At 61.6% G+C, this 20,607-nt stretch carries 20 protein-coding genes and 1 pseudogene; 1 reads left to right on the top strand and 20 read right to left on the bottom strand.

Annotation, left to right across the window (positions count from 1 at the left end; genetic code table 11):
• Nucleotides 1-28: 28 nt before the first annotated feature.
• From rplE to rpsL, 18 genes are all read right to left on the bottom strand, one after another.
• On the bottom strand, nt 29-586 hold the full coding sequence (rplE, locus tag IC608_RS03115) for a 50S ribosomal protein L5 (protein WP_191772555.1): 558 nt from the start codon (nt 584-586) through the stop codon (nt 29-31).
• Nucleotides 579-890 carry a 50S ribosomal protein L24 gene (gene rplX / locus IC608_RS03110; protein WP_191772554.1) on the bottom strand — a complete coding sequence of 104 codons (312 nt, stop codon included), beginning with the start codon at nt 888-890 and terminating at the stop codon, nt 579-581. Before rplX ends, rplE begins: the two co-directional genes overlap by 8 nt.
• Nucleotides 890-1,258 (bottom strand): 50S ribosomal protein L14, encoded by a 369-nt coding sequence (gene rplN, locus IC608_RS03105; protein WP_191772553.1) that lies wholly within the window; start codon nt 1,256-1,258, stop codon nt 890-892. The genes rplX and rplN overlap by 1 nt, the downstream gene beginning before the upstream one ends.
• Before the next feature lie 64 nt (nt 1,259-1,322).
• Entirely contained in the window at nt 1,323-1,574 is a 252-nt protein-coding gene (gene rpsQ, locus IC608_RS03100; protein ID WP_191772552.1) for a 30S ribosomal protein S17, read from the bottom strand.
• A gap of 12 nt (nt 1,575-1,586) precedes the next feature.
• Complete coding sequence (gene rpmC, locus IC608_RS03095) at nt 1,587-1,781, bottom strand: 50S ribosomal protein L29 (RefSeq protein ID WP_191772551.1); 195 nt, start codon at nt 1,779-1,781, stop codon at nt 1,587-1,589.
• Nucleotides 1,782-1,792: 11 nt separating this feature from the next.
• Nucleotides 1,793-2,206 (bottom strand): 50S ribosomal protein L16, encoded by a 414-nt coding sequence (gene rplP / locus IC608_RS03090; RefSeq protein ID WP_191772550.1) that lies wholly within the window; start codon nt 2,204-2,206, stop codon nt 1,793-1,795.
• Between the two features lie 15 nt (nt 2,207-2,221).
• Nucleotides 2,222-2,956: a 30S ribosomal protein S3 gene (gene rpsC / locus IC608_RS03085; RefSeq protein ID WP_191772549.1), complete on the bottom strand. Its 735-nt coding sequence runs from the start codon at nt 2,954-2,956 to the stop codon at nt 2,222-2,224.
• Nucleotides 2,956-3,336, bottom strand: a complete 381-nt coding sequence (gene rplV, locus IC608_RS03080; protein WP_191772548.1) for a 50S ribosomal protein L22 — start codon at nt 3,334-3,336, stop codon at nt 2,956-2,958. Before rplV ends, rpsC begins: the two co-directional genes overlap by 1 nt.
• 1 nt (nt 3,337) lies before the next feature.
• Nucleotides 3,338-3,616, bottom strand: a complete 279-nt coding sequence (gene rpsS, locus IC608_RS03075) for a 30S ribosomal protein S19 (protein ID WP_067453327.1) — start codon at nt 3,614-3,616, stop codon at nt 3,338-3,340.
• 4 nt (nt 3,617-3,620) lie between these two features.
• A complete protein-coding gene (rplB, locus tag IC608_RS03070) occupies nt 3,621-4,460 on the bottom strand; it encodes a 50S ribosomal protein L2 (RefSeq protein WP_191772547.1) in 840 nt (279 codons plus the stop codon).
• A gap of 18 nt (nt 4,461-4,478) precedes the next feature.
• On the bottom strand, nt 4,479-4,772 hold the full coding sequence (locus IC608_RS03065; protein WP_191772546.1) for a 50S ribosomal protein L23: 294 nt from the start codon (nt 4,770-4,772) through the stop codon (nt 4,479-4,481).
• Nucleotides 4,769-5,389 (bottom strand): 50S ribosomal protein L4, encoded by a 621-nt coding sequence (gene rplD / locus IC608_RS03060; protein ID WP_191772545.1) that lies wholly within the window; start codon nt 5,387-5,389, stop codon nt 4,769-4,771. Before rplD ends, IC608_RS03065 begins: the two co-directional genes overlap by 4 nt.
• A complete protein-coding gene (gene rplC / locus IC608_RS03055; protein ID WP_191772544.1) occupies nt 5,390-6,085 on the bottom strand; it encodes a 50S ribosomal protein L3 in 696 nt (231 codons plus the stop codon).
• A gap of 82 nt (nt 6,086-6,167) precedes the next feature.
• Nucleotides 6,168-6,476, bottom strand: coding sequence for a 30S ribosomal protein S10 (gene rpsJ, locus IC608_RS03050; protein ID WP_191772543.1), 309 nt, complete (start codon nt 6,474-6,476; stop codon nt 6,168-6,170).
• Nucleotides 6,477-6,546: 70 nt separating this feature from the next.
• Nucleotides 6,547-7,737: an elongation factor Tu gene (gene tuf, locus IC608_RS03045; RefSeq protein WP_191772542.1), complete on the bottom strand. Its 1,191-nt coding sequence runs from the start codon at nt 7,735-7,737 to the stop codon at nt 6,547-6,549.
• 66 nt (nt 7,738-7,803) lie between these two features.
• Entirely contained in the window at nt 7,804-9,894 is a 2,091-nt protein-coding gene (gene fusA, locus IC608_RS03040) for an elongation factor G (RefSeq protein WP_191772541.1), read from the bottom strand.
• Between the two features lie 12 nt (nt 9,895-9,906).
• Nucleotides 9,907-10,377 (bottom strand): 30S ribosomal protein S7, encoded by a 471-nt coding sequence (rpsG, locus tag IC608_RS03035; RefSeq protein WP_191772540.1) that lies wholly within the window; start codon nt 10,375-10,377, stop codon nt 9,907-9,909.
• A gap of 14 nt (nt 10,378-10,391) precedes the next feature.
• Complete coding sequence (gene rpsL / locus IC608_RS03030) at nt 10,392-10,763, bottom strand: 30S ribosomal protein S12 (RefSeq protein WP_191772539.1); 372 nt, start codon at nt 10,761-10,763, stop codon at nt 10,392-10,394.
• Nucleotides 10,764-11,236: 473 nt separating this feature from the next.
• On the opposite strand from rpsL, the pseudogene IC608_RS03025 reads away from it, so the two are divergent.
• Nucleotides 11,237-12,078: pseudogene (locus IC608_RS03025) on the top strand (aldo/keto reductase).
• A 52-nt stretch (nt 12,079-12,130) separates the two neighbouring features.
• On the opposite strand, the gene rpoC reads toward IC608_RS03025, so the two are convergent.
• A complete protein-coding gene (gene rpoC / locus IC608_RS03020; RefSeq protein ID WP_191772538.1) occupies nt 12,131-16,315 on the bottom strand; it encodes a DNA-directed RNA polymerase subunit beta' in 4,185 nt (1,394 codons plus the stop codon).
• A gap of 79 nt (nt 16,316-16,394) precedes the next feature.
• On the bottom strand, nt 16,395-20,537 hold the full coding sequence (gene rpoB, locus IC608_RS03015; RefSeq protein WP_191772537.1) for a DNA-directed RNA polymerase subunit beta: 4,143 nt from the start codon (nt 20,535-20,537) through the stop codon (nt 16,395-16,397).
• Nucleotides 20,538-20,607: the final 70 nt, after the last annotated feature.

Here is a 20,607-nt window from a genome sequence, read left to right as displayed (position 1 = left end):
CTGATCCTTTATCCCTTCCCTGCGCCGCTTACTGGCGGAACGGGAAGTTGAAAGCCTTGAGAAGCGCGCGCGCCTCATCATCGGTCTTGGCCGTCGTGGCGATCACGATGTCCATGCCCCAGACCTGATCGATCTGATCGTAGTTGATCTCGGGGAAGATGATGTGTTCCTTGATGCCCATGGCATAGTTGCCACGGCCGTCAAAGGCGTTCGGGTTGAGGCCGCGGAAGTCGCGGACGCGCGGCAGGGCGATGTTCACGAGGCGATCAAGAAACTCGTACATGCGAGTCTTGCGCAGCGTGACCTTCACACCGAGCGGCATGTGCTCACGCACCTTGAAGCCGGCGATCGACTTGCGGGCGTGAGTGATCACAGGCTTCTGGCCGGCGATCAGCTCGAGCTGATCAGCAGCAGAACGCACCTTCTTGGTGTCATTCACGGCTTCGCCGACGCCCATGTTCAGGACGATCTTGTCGAGCCGCGGCAGCTCCATCACGTTCTTGTAGCCGAACTGCTCGCGCAGAGACGCCTTGATCTTGCTGTCGTATTCGGTGCGCAGGCGCGGGACGTAAGCGGTCTCAGCCATCGATCGCATCTCCGGTGGTCTTGGCGACGCGGGACTTCACGCCGTCCTTGATCTGGTAACCGACGCGGGTCGGCTTGCCGTTGGCGTCAGCGACCGCCAGGTTCGAAAGATGGATCGGCGCTTCCTTGGTGAAGATGCCGGCATCGTTCGAGGCGGTCTGCTTCTGGTGACGACGGACCAGGTTGATGCCCTGGACGATCGCGCGGGTTTCGGACGGAATGACCTGCAGGACCTGACCGGTCTTGCCCTTGTCCTTGCCGGCCAGGACGACGACTTTATCGCCCTTCTTGATCTTGGCGGCCATTACAGCACCTCTGGGGCGAGCGAGATGATCTTCATGTGGTTCCGGGCGCGGAGTTCGCGCGGGACCGGTCCGAAGATACGGGTGCCGACAGGTTCTTTGTTGTTGTTGATCAGAACTGCGGCGTTCTTGTCGAAGCGGATAACGGTGCCATCGGGACGGCGGATGTCGGTTGCGGTGCGAACCACCACGGCCTTCATCACCTGGCCCTTTTTGACGCGGCCACGCGGAATAGCGTCCTTGACCGAAACGACGATGATGTCGCCGACCGAGGCGTACTTGCGATGCGAACCGCCCAGCACCTTGATGCACATGACACGACGAGCGCCGGAATTGTCCGCGACGTCGAGATTGGACTGCATCTGGATCATGACTGGATGCCTTCTAAATTATCGGCAGCACCGTTATCCGGCGCGCCGACCTGAATTGTTTCTCTTACGCGGACGGCGAAGAAGCGGCGTCCTGGACTAGGGTCCAGCGCTTGTTCTTGCTGATCGGCGCGGTTTCCTCGATCCACACGGTCTGACCGACCTTCGCGACGTTGTTCTCGTCGTGAGCGTGATACTTCTTCGAACGACGCACGGTCTTCTTCAGAAGCGGATGGGTGAAACGGCGCTCGACACGGACCACGATGGTCTTGTCGTTGGCGTCGGAGACGACAGTCCCCTGCAAAACGCGCTTTGGCATGGGTGTGAATCCTTACTTAGCTGCGTTCTTCTGGCCGAGGATCGTCTTGATCCGCGCGATATCGCGACGGACTTCCCTGACCCGGGCCGGCTTTTCCAGCTGCTGGGTGGCACGCTGGAAACGCAGGTTGAACTGTTCTTTTTTCAGGTCGACGAGCTGATCTTTCAGTTCGTCTGCGGTTTTGCTCCGCACATCACTGGCTTTCATGCTCGTGTTCCTTAGTCGACAATGCGCGTAACGATGCGCGTGGTGATCGGCAGCTTCATTGCTCCGAGGCGAAGCGCCTCCTTTGCAACGTCTTCAGGCACACCGTCAATCTCAAAAACGATGCGGCCCGGCTTGACGCGAGCGGCCCAGTATTCGACGGAGCCCTTGCCCTTACCCATACGCACTTCGGTAGGCTTCTTGGAGACCGGCACGTCCGGGAAAATCCGGATCCACACGCGGCCCTGGCGCTTCATCTCGCGAGTGATCGCACGACGGGCAGCTTCGATCTGGCGGGCAGTAACGCGCTCCGGCTCGGTGGCCTTGAGGGCGTACTGGCCGAAGGCCAGCGTGGTGCCGCCCTTGGCTTCACCGTGGATGCGGCCCTTGTGGGCCTTGCGGAACTTGGTTCTCTTCGGTTGCAGCATAATGAACTAACCTTCTTATGCGCGATCGCGATCGCCACGGTCACCGCGGTCGCCGCGGGGAGCACGCTGGCCAGCACCGTCACCACCCTCAGTCGCGCGACGCTCATGCGCGGTGGGGTCGTGCTCGAGCACTTCGCCTTTGAAAATCCAGACCTTGATCCCGATGATGCCGTAAGTGGTCTCGGCCTCAGCGGTCCCGTAGTCGATGTCAGCGCGCAGGGTGTGCAGCGGCACGCGGCCCTCGCGGTACCATTCGGTACGCGCGATGTCGGCGCCACCGAGGCGGCCACCCACGTTCACGCGGATACCACCGGCACCCATGCGGATCGCAGTCTGCACGGCGCGCTTCATGGCACGACGGAAGGCCACGCGGCGTTCCAGCTGCTGGGCAATGCCCTGGGCAACCAGCGTCGCATCGGTCTCGGGCTTGCGCACTTCAACGATGTTGATGTGCACTTCGCTGTCGGTGAACTTCTTCACCTTGGCGCGGATCTTGTCGATGTCTGCGCCCTTCTTGCCGATCACGATGCCCGGACGAGCAGTGTGGATCGACACGCGGCACTTGCGGTGCGGACGCTCGATGACGATCTTGGAGACCGCAGCGGCCTTCAGATCCTTCATCAGCATGGTGCGGATCTTCAGGTCTTCCTGCAGCAGCGTACCGTACTCGCCGCCGTCGGCGTACCAACGGCTGTCCCAGGTGCGGTTGATGCCGAGGCGGAAGCCGATCGGATTGATTTTCTGGCCCATTATGCGGCCTCCTCAACTTGCCGGACGACGATCGTCAGATGCGAGAACGGCTTTTCGATCCGCGAGGACCGGCCGCGACCACGAGCGGTGAACCGCTTCATGACGAGCGAATTGCCCACGAAGGCTTCGGCAACGACGAGGGCGTCGGTGTCCAGGCCATGGTTGTTTTCGGCGTTGGCGATGGCACTCTCGAGCACCTTCTTGACCTGGCCGGAGATGCGCTTGTGGCTGAATTCGAGATCGGCGAGAGCCCGCTCGACCTTCTTGCCACGGATCAACTGCGCGACGAGGTTCAGCTTCTGAGGGCTGATGCGCAGCATGCGCAGCACAGCCTTGGCCTCGTTATCCTTGAGAGCGCGCTCAGTCTTTGGCTTGCCCATCTTACTTCCTCTTGGCCTTCTTGTCGGCCGCGTGACCGTAGTAGGTACGGGTCGGAGCGAATTCGCCGAACTTGTGGCCGATCATTTCCTCGGTAACCGAGACCGGGATGTGCTTTTGGCCGTTGTGGACGCCGAACGTGATGCCGACGAACTGCGGCAGGATGGTCGAGCGACGGGACCAGATCTTGACCACATCGTTGCGGCCAGAGGACTGGGCCTTCTCGGCCTTCTTGAGCAGATAGCCGTCGACGAACGGCCCCTTCCAAATCGAACGGGTCATGTTTTTACCTGCCCTTCTTCACGTGACGGCTGCGAACGATGAACTGGTCCGTAGCCTTGTTGCTGCGCGTACGCTTGCCCTTGGTCGGCTTGCCCCACGGCGACACCGGGTGACGGCCACCAGAGGTACGGCCTTCACCACCACCATGCGGGTGGTCGACCGGGTTCATGGTCACGCCGCGGTTGACCGGCTTGCGACCGAGCCAACGATTGCGACCGGCCTTGCCCATCGAGGTGTTGGAGTGGTCCTGGTTGGAAACCGCACCCACCGTGGCCAGACACGTTCCATGCACGCGGCGCTGCTCGCCGGAGTTAAGGCGAAGGATCGCCCAACCCTGGTCACGACCCACATACTGGGCATAGGCACCAGCCGAACGCGCAACCTGCGCGCCCTTGCGGGGCTTGAGCTCGATATTGTGCACGATCGTGCCGACCGGCATGCGCTCGAGCGGCATGGCGTTGCCCGGCTTCACGTCGACGGTGTCCATCGACGAGATCACCTTGTCGCCGGCAGCCAGACGCTGCGGAGCAATGATGTAGGCCTGCTCGCCGTCCTCGTAGTTGATCAGCGCGATCCAGGCGGTGCGGTTCGGATCATACTCGAGACGTTCGACCGTCCCGACCATGTCGAACTTCACGCGCTTGAAGTCGATCATGCGGTAGCTGCGCTTGTGCCCGCCGCCACGGTGGAATGCCGTGATGCGACCGGTGTTGTTGCGGCCACCCTTCTTGGTGAGGCCCTGGGTCAATGCCTTGACCGGAGCGCCCTTCCACAGTTCCGAGCGGTCGGTCGTGACCAGGGTGCGACGGCCTTCGGAGGTGGGATTATAAGTCTTTAGAGCCATTTGTCTGTCTCTCGTCCCTTAGAGGCCGGTCGAAATATCGATCGACTGACCATCAACCAGGGTGACGATCGCCTTCTTGACGTCGTTGCGGGTCCCCAGGCGGCCGCGGAAGCGCTTTTCCTTGCCCTTGCGGACGAGGGTGTTCACTGCCTTGACCTTGACCGAAAACAGCTGCTCGACGGCGGCCTTGATGTCGGTCTTGTTGGCGTCGATGGCGACGTCGAAGACGACTTGGTTGGCTTCCGAAGCCATGGTCGACTTTTCCGTCACGACGGGGTTACGGATGATGTCGTATGCGGCAAGCTTGTTCATGCGAACCTCGCTTCGAGCGCTTCGAGCGCTGCCTTGGTGAGGACGAGCTTGTCGCGCTTCAGGATCGACACAACGTTGATCCCCTGGATCGGCAGCACGTCGATGTTCGGGATGTTGCGGGCGGCCAGAGCGAAGTTCTGGTCCACGTTCGCTCCATCGATGATCAGCGCGTTAGCCCATTCGAGCTTGCCGAAGGTGGTGCGCAGGGCAGCCGTCTTGATTTCCTTCTGGGCGACGCTGTCGATGACGATGAGCGACCCGGCCTTGGCCTTGGAGGAAAGCGCATGCTTGAGCGCCAGGGCGCGGACCTTCTTGGGCAGGTCGATGGCATGGCTGCGCGGCGTCGGACCGAAAGCACGGCCACCGCCGCGGAACTGCGGAGCCTTGCGATCGCCGTGGCGAGCGCCGCCCGAACCCTTCTGCTTCACGAACTTCTTGCCCGTGCGCACGCCTTCCGACCGGTTCTTCACGTCATGCGTGCCGGCCATAGCCTTGAGCTGCTGGTAGCGAACCATGCGGTGCAGGATGTCGGGACGGACTTCGAGACCGAAGAGTTCGTCCTTGAGATCGACCGTACCGGCGGACTTACCGTCGAGTGTGGTTACCTTGAGTTCCATTTACTTCGCTTCTCCCGCAGCTGCGGCCTCGAACGAGCCCGGCAGGGCGACGTTCGCGGGAGCCGGCTTCTTGACGGCGTCCTTGATCATGATCCAGGCGCCCTTGGCACCCGGGACCGAACCCTGGATCATGATCAGGCCACGCTCCACGTCGGTCTTGACGACCTTGACGTTCTGCGTGGTGATGCGACGATCGCCCATATGGCCCGGCATCTTCTTGTTCTTGAAGGTCTTTCCCGGGTCCTGACGGCCACCGGTCGAACCGATCGAACGGTGCGACACGGACACACCGTGCGAGGCGCGCAGGCCACCGAAGTTCCAGCGCTTCATGCCGCCGGCAAAACCCTTACCGATGGAGGTTCCGGTCACGTCGACCAGCTGGCCTTCCACGAAGTGGTCCGCCTTCAGCGTCGCGCCAACCTCGATGAGGTTGTCAGCATCAACGCGGAATTCCACCACGTGACGCTTGGGCTCCACCTTGGCGACAGCATACTGGCCGCGCTCGGCCTTGCTGACGTTCTTCGGCTTCGCCTGGCCGGCGCCGAGCTGCAGGGCGACATAGCCGTCCCGCTCCACGCTACGCTGGCCCACCACCTGGCAGTTCTGCAGACTCAACACCGTCACCGGGACGTGCGAGCCGTCCTCGGCAAAGATGCGGGTCATGCCCAGCTTCTGTGCGATCAATCCAGAACGCATCGGTTCTTACCTTCTCATTTGGCGCTCTGCCGGGTCATGGCTTCAGAGGACCCTGTGTATGGCAGGCGCGGAAACTCTTGTTTTAGAGCTTGATTTCGACGTCGACACCGGCGGCGAGGTCAAGCTTCATCAGTGCATCGACCGTCTGGGGAGTCGGGTCCACAATGTCGAGCATGCGCTTGTGGGTCCGGATCTCGAACTGCTCACGCGCCTTTTTGTCGATATGGGGCGAGCGGTTGACGGTGAACTTGTCGATGCGGGTCGGCAGCGGGATCGGCCCGCGAACCTGGGCACCCGTGCGCTTGGCGGTGTTGACGATCTCGCGGGTCGAATTGTCGAGCACGCGATGGTCAAACGCCTTGAGGCGGATGCGGATATTCTGACCGTTCATCTTCACAAATCCTGACATAAAAGGATCGCGGCGCGCGTTCATCCGCGCGCCGCGAATGTCTTGAGGAGCCTTACTTCAGGATCTTCGCGACGACGCCGGCGCCGACGGTGCGGCCACCTTCACGGATAGCGAAGCGGAGCTTCTCTTCCATGGCGATCGGAACGATGAGCTGAACGTTCATGTTGATGTTGTCGCCCGGCATGACCATCTCGGTGCCTTCCGGCAGCGTCACGATGCCGGTCACGTCGGTGGTGCGGAAGTAGAACTGCGGACGATAGTTGCCGAAGAACGGAGTGTGACGGCCGCCTTCTTCCTTGGTGAGGATATAGGCCTCAGCAACGAAGTCGGTGTGGGGAGTCACGGAACCGGGCTTGCACAGGACCTGGCCGCGCTCGACCTGCGTGCGGTCGATACCACGGATCAGGGCACCAATGTTGTCGCCAGCCTCACCCGAATCGAGCAGCTTGCGGAACATTTCGACGCCGGTAACGGTCGTCTTCTGGGTCGCCTTGATGCCGACGATCTCGACTTCTTCACCGACCTTGATGATGCCGCGTTCGACACGACCGGTCACAACGGTACCACGACCCGAGATCGAGAACACGTCTTCGATCGGCATCAGGAACGGTTGGTCAATCGGGCGCTCGGGCTGCGGAATGTATTCGTCAACATTGCGCATCAGCTCGAGAACGGCGTCGTGGCCGAGCTTCGGATCGCCGTTTTCCAGAGCGACGAGGGCCGAACCCTTGACGATCGGGATATCGTCGCCGGGGAACTCGTACGAGCTCAGCAGCTCACGCACTTCGAGTTCGACGAGCTCGAGCAGTTCCGGATCGTCCACCATGTCGCACTTGTTCAGGAACACCACGAGAGCCGGCACACCGACCTGACGGGCGAGCAGGATGTGCTCGCGGGTCTGCGGCATCGGGCCGTCGGCAGCGGACACGACCAGGATCGCGCCGTCCATCTGGGCAGCGCCGGTGATCATGTTCTTCACATAGTCAGCGTGGCCGGGGCAATCGACGTGAGCGTAGTGACGGTTGGCCGTCTCGTACTCGACGTGCGCGGTGTTGATGGTGATGCCGCGGGCCTTCTCTTCGGGAGCCGCGTCGATCTGGTCGTACGCCTTGAAGGTGGCGCCGCCGGTCTCGGCCAGAACCTTCGTGATCGCAGCGGTCAGCGAGGTTTTGCCATGGTCAACGTGACCGATGGTGCCAATGTTGCAATGCGGCTTGGTGCGGGAAAACTTTTCCTTTGCCATCGCTTTTCTCCAAATTCGTCAGCGCAATCGCCGACTTACAGTTGAGTTTTTTAGCTTGCGCTGTTGTTAGGCGTACTTGGCCTGGACTTCGTCGGCGACTGCCTGCGGAACCTGTTCGTAGTGATCGAACACCATCGAGTACTGGGCGCGGCCCTGGGACATCGAGCGGAGCGAATTCACATAACCGAACATGTTTGCAAGCGGCACGAAGGCATTCACGACCTGGATCACACCACGGCTTTCGGTACCCTGGATCTGACCACGACGCGAATTCAGATCGCCGATGACGTCGCCCATGTACTCATCCGGCGTCGTAACTTCAACCTTCATGATCGGCTCGAGGATCTTCGGGCCGGCTTCACGCAGGGCTTCGCGGAAACCCGCACGACCCGCGATTTCGAAGGCCAGCACGGAAGAGTCCACATCGTGGTAGGCGCCATCGGTCAGCGTGACCTTCACGTCAACCACCGGGAAGCCGATCAGCGGGCCTGCGCCCATGACCGATTCCAGGCCCTTCTGCACGCCCGGGATGTATTCCTTCGGGATCGCGCCGCCAACGATGGAGTTGACGAACTGAAGGCCCTTGCCCACTTCACCCGGCTCGACCGTGAACTTGATGCGAGCGAACTGACCAGAACCACCCGACTGCTTCTTGTGGGTGTAGTCCTTGTCGGTCTTGCGCGTGATCGTCTCGCGGTAAGCCACCTGCGGCTGGCCGATATTGGCTTCCACCTTGAACTCGCGACGCATGCGGTCGACGAGAATATCGAGGTGAAGTTCACCCATGCCGGAAATGATCGTCTGGCCCGATTCTTCGTCCGTCTTGACGCGGAACGAGGGATCCTCGGCAGCCAGGCGGTTGAGCGCGAGGCCCATCTTTTCCTGGTCGGCCTTGGACTTGGGCTCGACGGAGATGTCGATCACCGGATCCGGGAAGATCATGCGCTCGAGGATCACCTGCGAGTTCGTCGGCGCCAGGGTATCACCCGTGGTGGTATCCTTGAGACCCACGATCGCCACGATGTCGCCGGCGAAGGCTTCCGTGATCTGCTCACGGCTGTTGGCGTGCATCTGGAACATGCGGCCAACGCGCTCGCGCTTGCCCTTCACGGTGTTTTCCAACTGCGCACCGGCCTCGAGGTGACCCGAATAGATGCGGCAGAAGGTCAGCGAACCCATGTGCGGGTCGTTGGCGATCTTGAAGGCCAGCATCGAGAGCGGCTCGTTGTCGTCGGCATGACGTTCGATCGGCTCTTCGGTCTTGGCGTCGATGCCCTGGATGGCGGGCACGTCGATCGGGGCGGGCAGGAAGTCCACCACGCCGTCGAGCAGGGGCTGCACGCCCTTGTTCTTGAAGGCCGAGCCAGCGAAGATCAAGAAGAACTTCGTGTCACACACGCCGCGACGCAGCAGGTGACGGATGGTCATGTTGTCCGGAACTTCGCCCTCGAGATACGACTCCATGGCGGCGTCGTCCATCTCGACCGCAGCCTCGATCATCGCTTCGCGATACTTCTCGGCCTGGGCACGCATGTCCTCGGGAATCTCGACGACGTCCCACTGGGCACCGAGCTCTTCGTTGCGCCAGATCAGGGCATTCATCTCGATCAGGTCGATGACGCCCTTGAAGTCGTTCTCGGCACCAATCGGCAGCTGCACGGGAACGGCCTTTGCGCCGAGGCGCGAGCCGATCATTTCGACGCAGCGGTAGAAGTCGGCACCGATCTTGTCCATCTTGTTGACGAAGATCAGACGCGGCACGTGGTACTTGTCGGCCTGGCGCCAGACGGTTTCCGTCTGCGGCTCAACACCGGCGTTGGCATCGAGCAGCGCAATGGCACCGTCGAGCACACGCAGCGAACGCTCGACTTCAATGGTGAAGTCCACGTGGCCGGGAGTGTCGATGATGTTGAAGCGGTGCATCGTGCCGTCGCGACCCTTCCAGAAGGTCGTGGTCGCAGCGGACGTGATCGTGATGCCGCGTTCCTGCTCCTGCTCCATCCAGTCCATGGTGGCGGCGCCGTCGTGGACTTCGCCGATCTTGTGGGACTTGCCGGTGTAGTAGAGGATGCGTTCGGTCGTGGTGGTCTTGCCGGCATCAATGTGGGCCATGATGCCGAAATTGCGGTATTTGCCGATCGGGTACTCGCGTGCCATCGGTATTCCTTCCTACCAGCGGTAGTGCGAGAAGGCACGGTTGGCGTCGGCCATACGGTGCGTGTCTTCGCGTTTCTTCACAGCCTGGCCGCGGCCATTCATGGCGTCCATGAGTTCGCCCGAGAGGCGCTCGCGCATGGTGTTCTCGCCGCGCTTGCGGGCGCTATCGATCAGCCAGCGAATGGCCAGGGCCTGCTGACGGTCCGTACGGACCTCGACCGGCACCTGGTAGGTGGCACCACCAACGCGGCGCGAACGCACTTCGACGGCCGGACGGATGTTGTCCAGAGCACCGTGGAACACGGTGATCGGATCCTGCTTCGTCTTGGCTTCGACGATATCGAACGCACCATAGACGATGGATTCGGCAGCAGACTTCTTGCCGTCCTTCATCAGGGAGTTCATGAACTTGGTAACGACCAGATCGCCGAACTTGGGATCAGGAATGACTTCACGCTTCTCGGCGCGGTGACGACGGGACATCTCTCAATATCTCCTTACTTCGGACGCTTCGCGCCATACTTCGAGCGGCGCTGCTTGCGATCCTTGACGCTCTGCGTGTCGAGCACGCCGCGCAGGATGTGGTAGCGCACGCCCGGCAGGTCGCGAACGCGGCCGCCACGGATGAGCACAACAGAGTGCTCCTGCAGATTGTGACCCTCACCCGGGATGTAGGAGATCACTTCGCGCTGGTTGGTCAGGCGAACCTTGGCCACCTTGCGCAGAGCCGAGTTCGGCTTCTTCGGGGTCGTCGTATACACACGGGAGCAGACGCCGCGCTTTTGCGGGTTGGCTTCCATGGCCGGAACCTTGTTCCGCTTTGGCTTGCTGGCGCGTGGCTTGCGGATCAGCTGATTAATGGTGGGCATTGCGCTCTTTCCATCGTCCAAAATTCTAGTTCGGTCTACACAAGCAAACCAAAGTGGCGCTTTCCCGCACCCACAAGGGAAACGGCAGCGCCTCAATTGCAGCGGACCACCCCCTTCAAAGGAAGGAGCAGTCATGCGCCAAGGATTTGCTTCGTCTAGCTACCCGACAGTGTGTTTGATTGTCCTGGATTCCCGCACAAGGTGGCAGGGACCCGGTGTGACAACCACGACCGACCGCTTAGGTAGGCGCTGTTTAGAACCCCTGACTCGCCCCGTCAAGGATTCTTTCGTGGAAAAAGCCGCGCAGGAGCTATGCAAAGCGGGGCTCTCGATCGTCCGGGCGGCACTCGCGCGGCTGGACGCTTTTTTCGTTTTCCGTTCGGCATCATGGTCCCCTGCCCTTTCGGATGACGATCAACGGAGCCACGCCTTGGTCATTGCGTTAGCTCCGGGAAACACAGCGAGAGGCACGCATGACACAGCCAACCACCATCACCCTCAACGATGGTCACACAATCCCTCAGCTCGGCTTCGGTGTCTGGCGCCTGCCCAATGAGGATACGCCCGCGATCATCAAGGCCGCCGTTGATGCGGGATACCGGCACATCGACACCGCGCAGGGCTATGACAACGAAGAGGGCGTTGGGACCGGCATCGGGCAACTGGACATTCCCCGCGACGAGCTCTTCATCACCTCCAAGGAGCGGACGGGCGACCAAGGGTATGAGAGCACGCTGAAGTCGTTCGATGGAACTATGAAGCGGCTCATGCTGGAGACGCTGGACCTCTTCCTGATCCATTGGCCCGCGCCGCGGCACGACCGGTATGTCGAAACCTGGAAAGCGTTCGTGGACCTGCAGAAGCAGGGCCGCGTCCGGTCGATCGGCGTCTCGAACTTCCTGCCGGAACACATCGAGCGCATCATCAAGGAGACCGGGGTAAGGCCCGCGGTCAACCAGATCGAGCTGCACCCCTATTACCAGCAGCGCGAGACGCGCGAATGGCTCAAGGCACATGACATCGCCGTAGAATGCTACAGTCCCATCGGTGGCGAGGGCGCCGCGCTGCTCAAGAATCCTGTTATCCAGGATATCGCAGGTCTCTCGACCGCACTGCTGCACAGGTGGTGATCCGCTGGCACCTGCAACTGGGGCTCATCCCCCTGCCCAAGACCAGCAAGCCCGAGCGTGCGGTCGAGAACTTCGATGTCTGGGACTTCACTCTTTCGGAGGATCAGATGAAGCGGATCGAGGGTCTCGATCGCCCGGACGGCAAGACGCTGACCCAACCCAACGACATGAACAACCTGTTCTGAAATGCAAAAGGGGCCCCCGCGGGGCCCCTTTCCTTTTCGCACTTCCACAGCCTTACTCGGCGGCAGGCGCCGCGATGGCAGCAGTTTCGGCGATACGGCGGCGTTCCTCGAGGATGAGGTCGTCGCGCTTGGACGCGATCAACTTGGCCTTGGACTGACCGGCACCGGTGCCCGCCGGGATGAGGCGGCCGACGATGACGTTTTCCTTGAGGCCTTCGAGAAGGTCGGCCTTGCCGGAAACAGCCGCTTCGGTGAGGACGCGGGTCGTTTCCTGGAACGAGGCAGCCGAGATGAACGAGCGGGTCTGCAGCGAAGCCTTGGTGATGCCCAGCAGCACCGGATTGGCCGTCGCCGGCTTCTTGCCGTCTGCAACCAGGGCATCATTGAGCTCGTCGAAGTCCAGCTTGTCGAGCTGCTCGTCCTTGAGCAGACCGGAGTCGCCGGGTTCGACGATCTCGACCTTCTGCAGCATCTGGCGAACGATCACCTCGATGTGCTTGTCGTTGATCAGCACGCCCTGCAGGCGATAGACCTCCTGGATCTCGTTGACGAGATAGCGTGCCAGTTCCTCGACGCCCTTGATGGCGAGGATGTCATGAGGAGCCGGGTTGCCGTCCAGAATGTATTCGCCCTTCTCGATGGCATCGCCTTCCTGGAGATGGAACGGCTTGCCCTTCGGAATCAGGTACTCGACCGGATCGGCACCCTCTTCGCTTGGCTCGATGATGACGCGACGCTTGTTCTTGTAGTCGCGACCGAAGCGGATCGTGCCATCGATCTCGGCGATGATGGCGTGGTCCTTCGGACGACGAGCCTCGAACAGTTCGGCCACACGCGGCAGACCGCCGGTGATGTCCTTGGTCTTGGCGCTCTCGAGCGGGATACGCGCAAGCACGTCACCCGGCGACACCTTCTGGCCCTGATCCACGGCAATGACCGCGTCAACGCTGAGCTGGTAACGGGCATCGTTGCCACGATCGGTCTTGGCGACCTGGCCACCGCGCACGATGGTGAGGGCCGGCTTGAGGCCTTCGCCACGCTGGCTGCCGCGCCAATCGATGATGACGCGCTTGGTGAAGCCGGTCGCCTCGTCGGTGGTTTCCGTCACGGAAGCACCGTCGAGAAGATCCTCGAAGTTCACCTCGCCGTCCACATCGGCCAGGATCGGACGAGTGTATGGATCCCATTCGGCCAGACGCTGGCCACGGCGAACGGCATCGCCCTCCTTGACCAGAAGCTTGGAGCCATAGGCGACCTTGTGGCTGACCCGCTCCTTGCCGTCCTTGTCGAGGATGGCGAGGGAGACGTTACGGGCCATGACGACCTGCTTGCCGCCCTCGACCTGCGCCAGGCTCGGATTGCGAACGGCAATCGTGCCCTCGGCACCGGCCTCGAGGAACGAGCTGTCGACCACCTGTGCCGTACCACCGATGTGGAACGTACGCATGGTGAGCTGGGTACCGGGTTCACCGATGGACTGAGCCGCGATGACACCAACGGCTTCACCCATGTTGACCGGCGTGCCACGGGCAAGGTCACGACCATAACAGGCCGCGCAGCACCCCTGGCGCATGTCGCAGGTCAGCGGAGAACGAATGCGGACCGACTGGATGCGGGCCTCTTCGATGACGTCGATATGCTTCTCTTCGAGCAAGGTGCCCTTGGGAGCAACCAACTCGCCGGTCAACGGATGGAACACGTCGTCCGCGGTCGTCCGGCCAAGGATACGCTGCCCCAGAGAGGCCACCACCTGACCGGCGTCGATGATCGACTCCATGGTCAGCCCACGATCGGTACCGCAATCCTCGGACACGATGATCGCATCCTGCGCCACGTCGACGAGACGCCGCGTCAGGTAACCCGAGTTGGCGGTCTTCAGAGCGGTATCGGCCAGACCCTTGCGGGCACCGTGCGAAGAGTTGAAGTACTCCAGCACGTTGAGGCCTTCCTTGAAGTTCGCGGTGATCGGCGTTTCGATGATCGAGCCGTCGGGCTTGGCCATGAGGCCGCGCATGCCGGCGAGCTGCTTCATCTGCGCCGGTGAACCACGAGCACCCGAGTGGCTCATCATGTAGACCGAGTTGATCGGCTTCTGACGCTTGGTTTCCTCGTCGTATTGGACGGAGGCGATACCCTTCATCATTTCCTCGGCGACCTTGTCACCGCACTTGGCCCAGGCGTCGACGACCTTGTTGTACTTTTCGCCCTGAGTGATCAGGCCGTCATTGTACTGCTGCTCGAATTCCTCGACCAGCTTCCGGGTCTCTTCCACGATAGTGTACTTCGAGGCAGGGATGACCATGTCGTCCTTGCCGAAGGAGATGCCGGCGTCACAGGCGTGCTTGAAGCCCAGCTGCATGACGCGGTCACAGAAGATGACCGTCTCCTTCTGGCCGCAGCCACGATAGACCGTGTCGATCATCTTGGAGATCATCTTCTTGGTCATCAGCTGGTTCGCGGTGGCGAACGGCACGGCCGGGTTCTGCGGCAGGATCTGGCCGATCAGCATGCGGCCCGGGGTCGTCTCGACGATCTCCGTGGTCTTGCTGCCGTCCTCGTTCCAGGCCGGGACACGGGCCTTGATCTTGGTGTGGAAGGTCACCACGCCATTGTCGAGCGCATGCTCGAGCTCTGCGTAGGAGCCGAACGCCATGCCCTCACCCGGCTCATTTTCGTTCATGAGCGAGAGGTAATAGAGACCAAGCACGATGTCCTGGCTCGGCACGATGATCGGCTGGCCGTTGGCCGGGTGCAGGATGTTGTTGGTCGACATCATCAGCACACGGGCTTCGAGCTGCGCTTCGAGCGACAGCGGCACGTGAACGGCCATCTGGTCGCCGTCGAAGTCCGCGTTGAACGCGGTACAGACGAGCGGGTGCAGACGGATCGCCTTGCCCTCGATCAATGTCGGCTCGAACGCCTGGATACCCAGGCGGTGGAGCGTCGGCGCACGGTTGAGCAGCACCGGGTGCTCGCGGATGACCTCATCGAGGATATCCCAAACTTCCGGCTTTTCCTTCTCGACCAGCTTCTTGGCCTGCTTCACCGTCGAGCTGAAGCCCTTGGCTTCAAGGCGCGAGTAGATGAACGGCTTGAACAGCTCGAGCGCCATCTTCTTGGGAAGACCGCACTGGTGCAGCTTGAGGTTCGGACCCACGGTGATCACCGAGCGGCCCGAATAGTCCACGCGCTTGCCGAGCAGGTTCTGGCGGAACCGGCCCTGCTTGCCCTTGAGCATGTCGGAGAGCGACTTCAGCGGACGCTTGTTGGCGCCGGTGATCGTGCGGCCACGGCGGCCGTTGTCGAACAGCGCGTCGACGGCCTCCTGCAGCATGCGCTTTTCGTTGCGGATGATGATGTCGGGCGCGCGCAGCTCGATCAGGCGCTTCAACCGGTTGTTGCGGTTGATCACGCGACGATAGAGGTCGTTGAGATCGGACGTGGCGAAACGGCCGCCATCGAGCGGGACGAGCGGACGCAGTTCCGGCGGGATCACCGGAATGACGGTCATGATCATCCATTCGGGCTTGTTGCCCGAGACGATGAACTGCTCGACGATCTTGAGGCGCTTGGCCAGCTTCTTGGGCTTGAGCTCCGTGGTCGCCTCGGCGATCTCCACGCGCAGGTCCGCCGCGATCTTTTCAAGATCGAGCGAGAGCAGGATTTCGCGGATGGCCTCGGCGCCGATCTTGGCAGTGAAGCTGTCGGCACCGTATTCGTCCTGCGCATCGAGGAACTGCTCTTCGGTCAGCAGCTCGTTCTGCGTGAACGGCGTCAGGCCCGGATCGAGAACGACGTAGTTCTCGAAATAGAGGATGCGCTCGATGTCCTTCAGCGTCATGTCGAGCAGCAGCGCGATGCGGCTCGGCAGCGACTTCAGGAACCAGATGTGGGCAACCGGGGCAGCCAGTTCGATGTGGCCCATGCGCTCACGACGCACGCGGCTCAGCGTGACTTCAACGCCGCACTTCTCACAGATGACGCCCTTGAACTTCATGCGCTTGTACTTGCCGCACAGGCACTCGTAGTCCTTCACTGGCCCGAAGATGCGGGCGCAGAACAGGCCGTCGCGCTCGGGCTTGAACGTGCGGTAGTTGATGGTCTCGGGCTTCTTGATCTCGCCGTAGGACCAGGAAAGGATCTTTTCCGGCGACGCGATCGAGATCTTCATCTGATCGAAAGTCTGCACGGGGACGGCCGGGTTGAACGGGTCCATGACGTGGGAATGATGGTTCATTAGGTCTCTCCTCTATCCGTCCAGGCTGCGGCTGCGCCGCGCACCGGGACGGAAGGTGATTGGAATGGGAAGTGCCGGATTATTCCGCCGCTTCCTGAGGAGGTTCGAGCTCGCCCTCGGCGTCGTTGGCCGGTGCCTCCAACTCGCGGTTCTCAAGTTCAACATTGAGACCGAGCGAACGGATTTCCTTGACCAGAACGTTGAAGCTTTCCGGGATACCCGCTTCGAACGTGTCGTCGCCCCGCACGATGGCCTCGTAGACCTTGGTACGGCCCGCCACGTCGTCCGACTTGATGGTGAGCATTTCCTGCAGCGTATAGGCGGCGCCATACGCTTCGAGAGCCCACACCTCCATCTCGCCGAAACGCTGTCCGCCGAACTGCGCCTTGCCGCCCAGCGGCTGCTGGGTGACCAGGGAGTACGGACCGATGGAGCGCGCGTGGATCTTGTTGTCCACCAGGTGGTCGAGCTTGAGCATGTAGATGTAGCCCACGGTCACCTGACGGTCGAACTGCTCGCCAGTACGGCCATCGAACACTGTCGACTGACCGGACGACTTCAGCCCTGCCCGCTCAAGCATCTCGACGATGTTGGCTTCCTTGGCGCCATCGAACACCGGCGTGGCGATCGGCACGCCCTTGGAAAGGTGCTCACCCAGACGCACAAGGCCGTCGTCATCGAGGTCGGACAGGGTGTTGTCGTTGGCAAAGAGCTCCTTCACTTCGGCCCGCAGGGGCTTCAGATCCCCATTGGCGTGGTAAGCCCGCACCATCTGATCGATCTTCTTGCCCATGCCGGCACAGGCCCAACCCAGGTGCGTCTCGAGGATCTGCCCGACGTTCATGCGCGAGGGCACGCCCAGCGGATTGAGCACGATGTCGACCGACGTCCCGTCTTCCAGGTACGGCATGTCTTCCACCGGCACGATGCGCGAAACCACACCCTTGTTGCCGTGGCGACCAGCCATCTTGTCGCCCGGCTGGATCTTGCGCTTGGTGGCGATGAAGACCTTGACCATCTTCATCACGCCCGGCGGCAGTTCGTCACCGCGCTGCAGCTTATCGACCTTGTCGATGAACCGCTGTTCGAGCAGGCGACGGCTTTCCTCGTACTGCGAGTGGAGCGCTTCCATCTCCGTCATGACCTTGTCGTCATCGACGGCGAACTGCCACCACTTGGACCGCGGCTGGCCTTCGAACACGGAGTCGTTGAGCTTGGTGCCCACGATATAGCCCTTCGGACCTGCCGTGGCGGCCTTGCCGAACAGCATTTCCTTGAGACGCGCATAGACGTTGCGGTCGAGGATCGACTGCTCGTCGTCACGGTCCTTGGCGAGACGCTCGATTTCCTCGCGCTCGATGGCCATGGCGCGCTCGTCCTTGTCGATGCCGTGGCGATTGAACACGCGCACTTCAACGACAGTACCAGCATCGCCCGGCGGCACGCGCAGGGAGGTATCGCGAACGTCCGAGGCCTTTTCGCCGAAGATGGCGCGGAGGAGCTTCTCCTCCGGCGTCATCGGCGATTCACCCTTGGGCGTGATCTTGCCGACGAGAATGTCGCCCGGCTGCACTTCTGCACCGATGTGAACGATACCGGCTTCGTCGAGGTTCTTCAGCGCTTCTTCCGAAACGTTCGGAATGTCACGCGTGATTTCCTCGGGGCCAAGCTTGGTGTCGCGGGCCATGACTTCATATTCCTCGATGTGGATCGAGGTGAAGACGTCCTGCATCGCGATCTTTTCGCTCAGCAGGATGGAGTCTTCGAAGTTGTAGCCGTTCCAGGGCATGAACGCGACGAGCACGTTGCGGCCCAGAGCCAGATCGCCCAGTTCGGTCGAGGGACCGTCGGCGATGATGTCGCCCTGGTTGATGTGGTCGCCGACAACGACCAGCGGACGCTGATTGATGCAGGTCGACTGGTTGGAGCGCTGGAACTTCATCAGGTTGTAGATGTCCACGCCCGAACGCGACGCATCGGTCTCTTCGGTAGCGCGGATGACGATACGGGTGGCGTCCACCTGGTCCACGATGCCGGTGCGCTTGGCCACGATGGCGGCGCCCGAGTCACGGGCCACGACGGGCTCCATACCGGTACCCACGAAGGGAGCCTCGGCACGCAGCAGCGGCACGGCCTGCTTCTGCATGTTCGAGCCCATCAGGGCGCGGTTGGCGTCGTCGTTCTCAAGGAACGGGATCAGCGAGGCAGCAACCGACACCATCTGCTTGGGGGAAACGTCCATCAGGTCGACGTTTTCCTTGGGCGTCAGACCGTTGTCGCCGGCGTGGCGGGCCACGACCAGATCATCGACCAGCTCGCCAGTTTCGGTGAACTGCGCATTGGCCTGGGCGACGTAGTGCTTGGCCTCTTCCATGGCGGAGAGATAGACCACGTCGTCGGTGAGCTTGCCGTCCACGATCTTGCGGTACGGGGTCTCGATGAAGCCGTACTTGTTGACGCGGGCATAGGTAGCCAGGTTGTTGATGAGGCCGATGTTCGGGCCTTCCGGCGTCTCGATCGGGCAGATGCGGCCATAGTGGGTCGGGTGCACGTCGCGCACTTCGAAGCCCGCACGCTCACGGGTAAGACCACCTGGTCCAAGCGCCGAAAGACGACGCTTGTGAGTGACTTCCGAGAGCGGGTTCGTCTGATCCATGAACTGGCTGAGCTGCGAAGACCCGAAGAACTCACGCACGGCGGCGGCGGCCGGCTTGGCGTTGATCAGGTCCTGCGGCATGACCGTGTCGATCTCGACCGAGCTCATGCGCTCCTTGATGGCGCGCTCCATGCGGAGCAGACCCAGGCGATAGGCGTTCTCCATGAGCTCGCCCACAGAACGCACGCGGCGATTGCCGAGATTGTCGATGTCGTCGACTTCGCCGCGGCCATCGCGCAGCTGAACCAGCGTGCGAACCACCTCGACGATGTCTTCCTTGCGCAGCACGCGCATCGTATCGGGCGCATCGAGCTCGAGACGCATGTTCATCTTGACGCGACCAACGGCCGACAGGTCGTAGCGCTCGGCGTCGAAGAACAGCGACTGGAACATCGCCTCGGCCGTTTCCACGGTCGGCGGCTCGCCCGGACGCATGACGCGATAGATGTCGAACAGCGCGTCTTCGCGGCTCTCGTTCTTGTCGACGGCCAGCGTGTTGCGCAGGTAAGCGCCCACGGTGACGTGGTCGATATCGAGGATCGGCAGCTCGTCAAAGCCGTTATCGACCAGCTTGGTCAGCAGCTTTTCGTCCAGTTCGTCACCGGCTTCGGCGTAGATCTCACCGGTCTTGAGGTTGACCAGGTCCTCGGCCACGTAAGTGCCGTACAGGTCGCCGTCGACCGCCAGCAGGTGCGTCAAGCCATTTTCGGCCAGTTTCTTGGCCTGTCGAGCGGAAAGTTTCTTGCCGCCTTCATGGACGACGTCGCCGGTCTTTGCGTCGATCAGGTCGTGGGTCGGCTTTGCGCCCTTCCACTTGTCCGGGTTGAACGGAACGCGCCAGCCCTTCTCGGTCTTTTCGTACTCGAGCTTGTCGTAATAGGTGTCGAGGATTTCCTCGGCATCCATCCCGAGCGCCTTGAGCAGCGAGGTGACCGGAATCTTGCGACGGCGGTCGATGCGCGCATAGACGATGTCCTTGGCGTCGAATTCGATATCGAGCCAGGAACCACGATAGGGAATGATGCGGCCGGCAAACAGCAGCTTGCCCGAGGAATGGGTCTTGCCCTTGTCGTGGTCGAAGAACACGCCCGGTGAACGGTGCATCTGCGAGACGATGACGCGCTCGGTGCCGTTGACGATGAAGGTGCCGTTCGACGTCATGAAGGGCATGTCGCCCATGTAGACGTCCTGCTCCTTGATGTCCTTGACCGAGCGGGCGCCGGTTTCCTCGTCCACCTCGAACACGATCAGGCGCAGCGTCACCTTGAGCGGGGCAGCGAAGGTGATATCGCGCGCACGGCACTCTTCGATGTCGTACTTGGGCTGCTCGAATTCGTAGCGGACAAACTCGAGCGAAGCTGTGTTGGAGAAATCCGTGATGGGGAAAACCGACCGGAAAACAGACTGCAGCCCCTCATCGGCACGACCGCCCTTGGGCTCATCGACCATCAGGAACTGGTCGTAGGAAGCCTTCTGGACTTCGATCAGGTTCGGCAACTCCGTGACTTCGCGGATGGTCCCGAAACTCTTGCGCACCTTGCGGCGGCCATTGAACGTGGTAGCCATGAAAGCTCCTGCTGTTGTCGCGCGCCCTCGCAGCAGCCGGAGCTGCCCGCGAAACCGCGGCATTTTTTGC

It is taken from the genome of Devosia oryzisoli (assembly GCF_014837245.1).
In the GTDB taxonomy this organism is placed as follows: Bacteria; Pseudomonadota; Alphaproteobacteria; order Rhizobiales; family Devosiaceae; genus Devosia; species Devosia oryzisoli.
The sequence above is the reverse complement of the archived record's forward strand: the minus strand, read 5'-3'. Positions and strand labels throughout refer to the sequence as shown.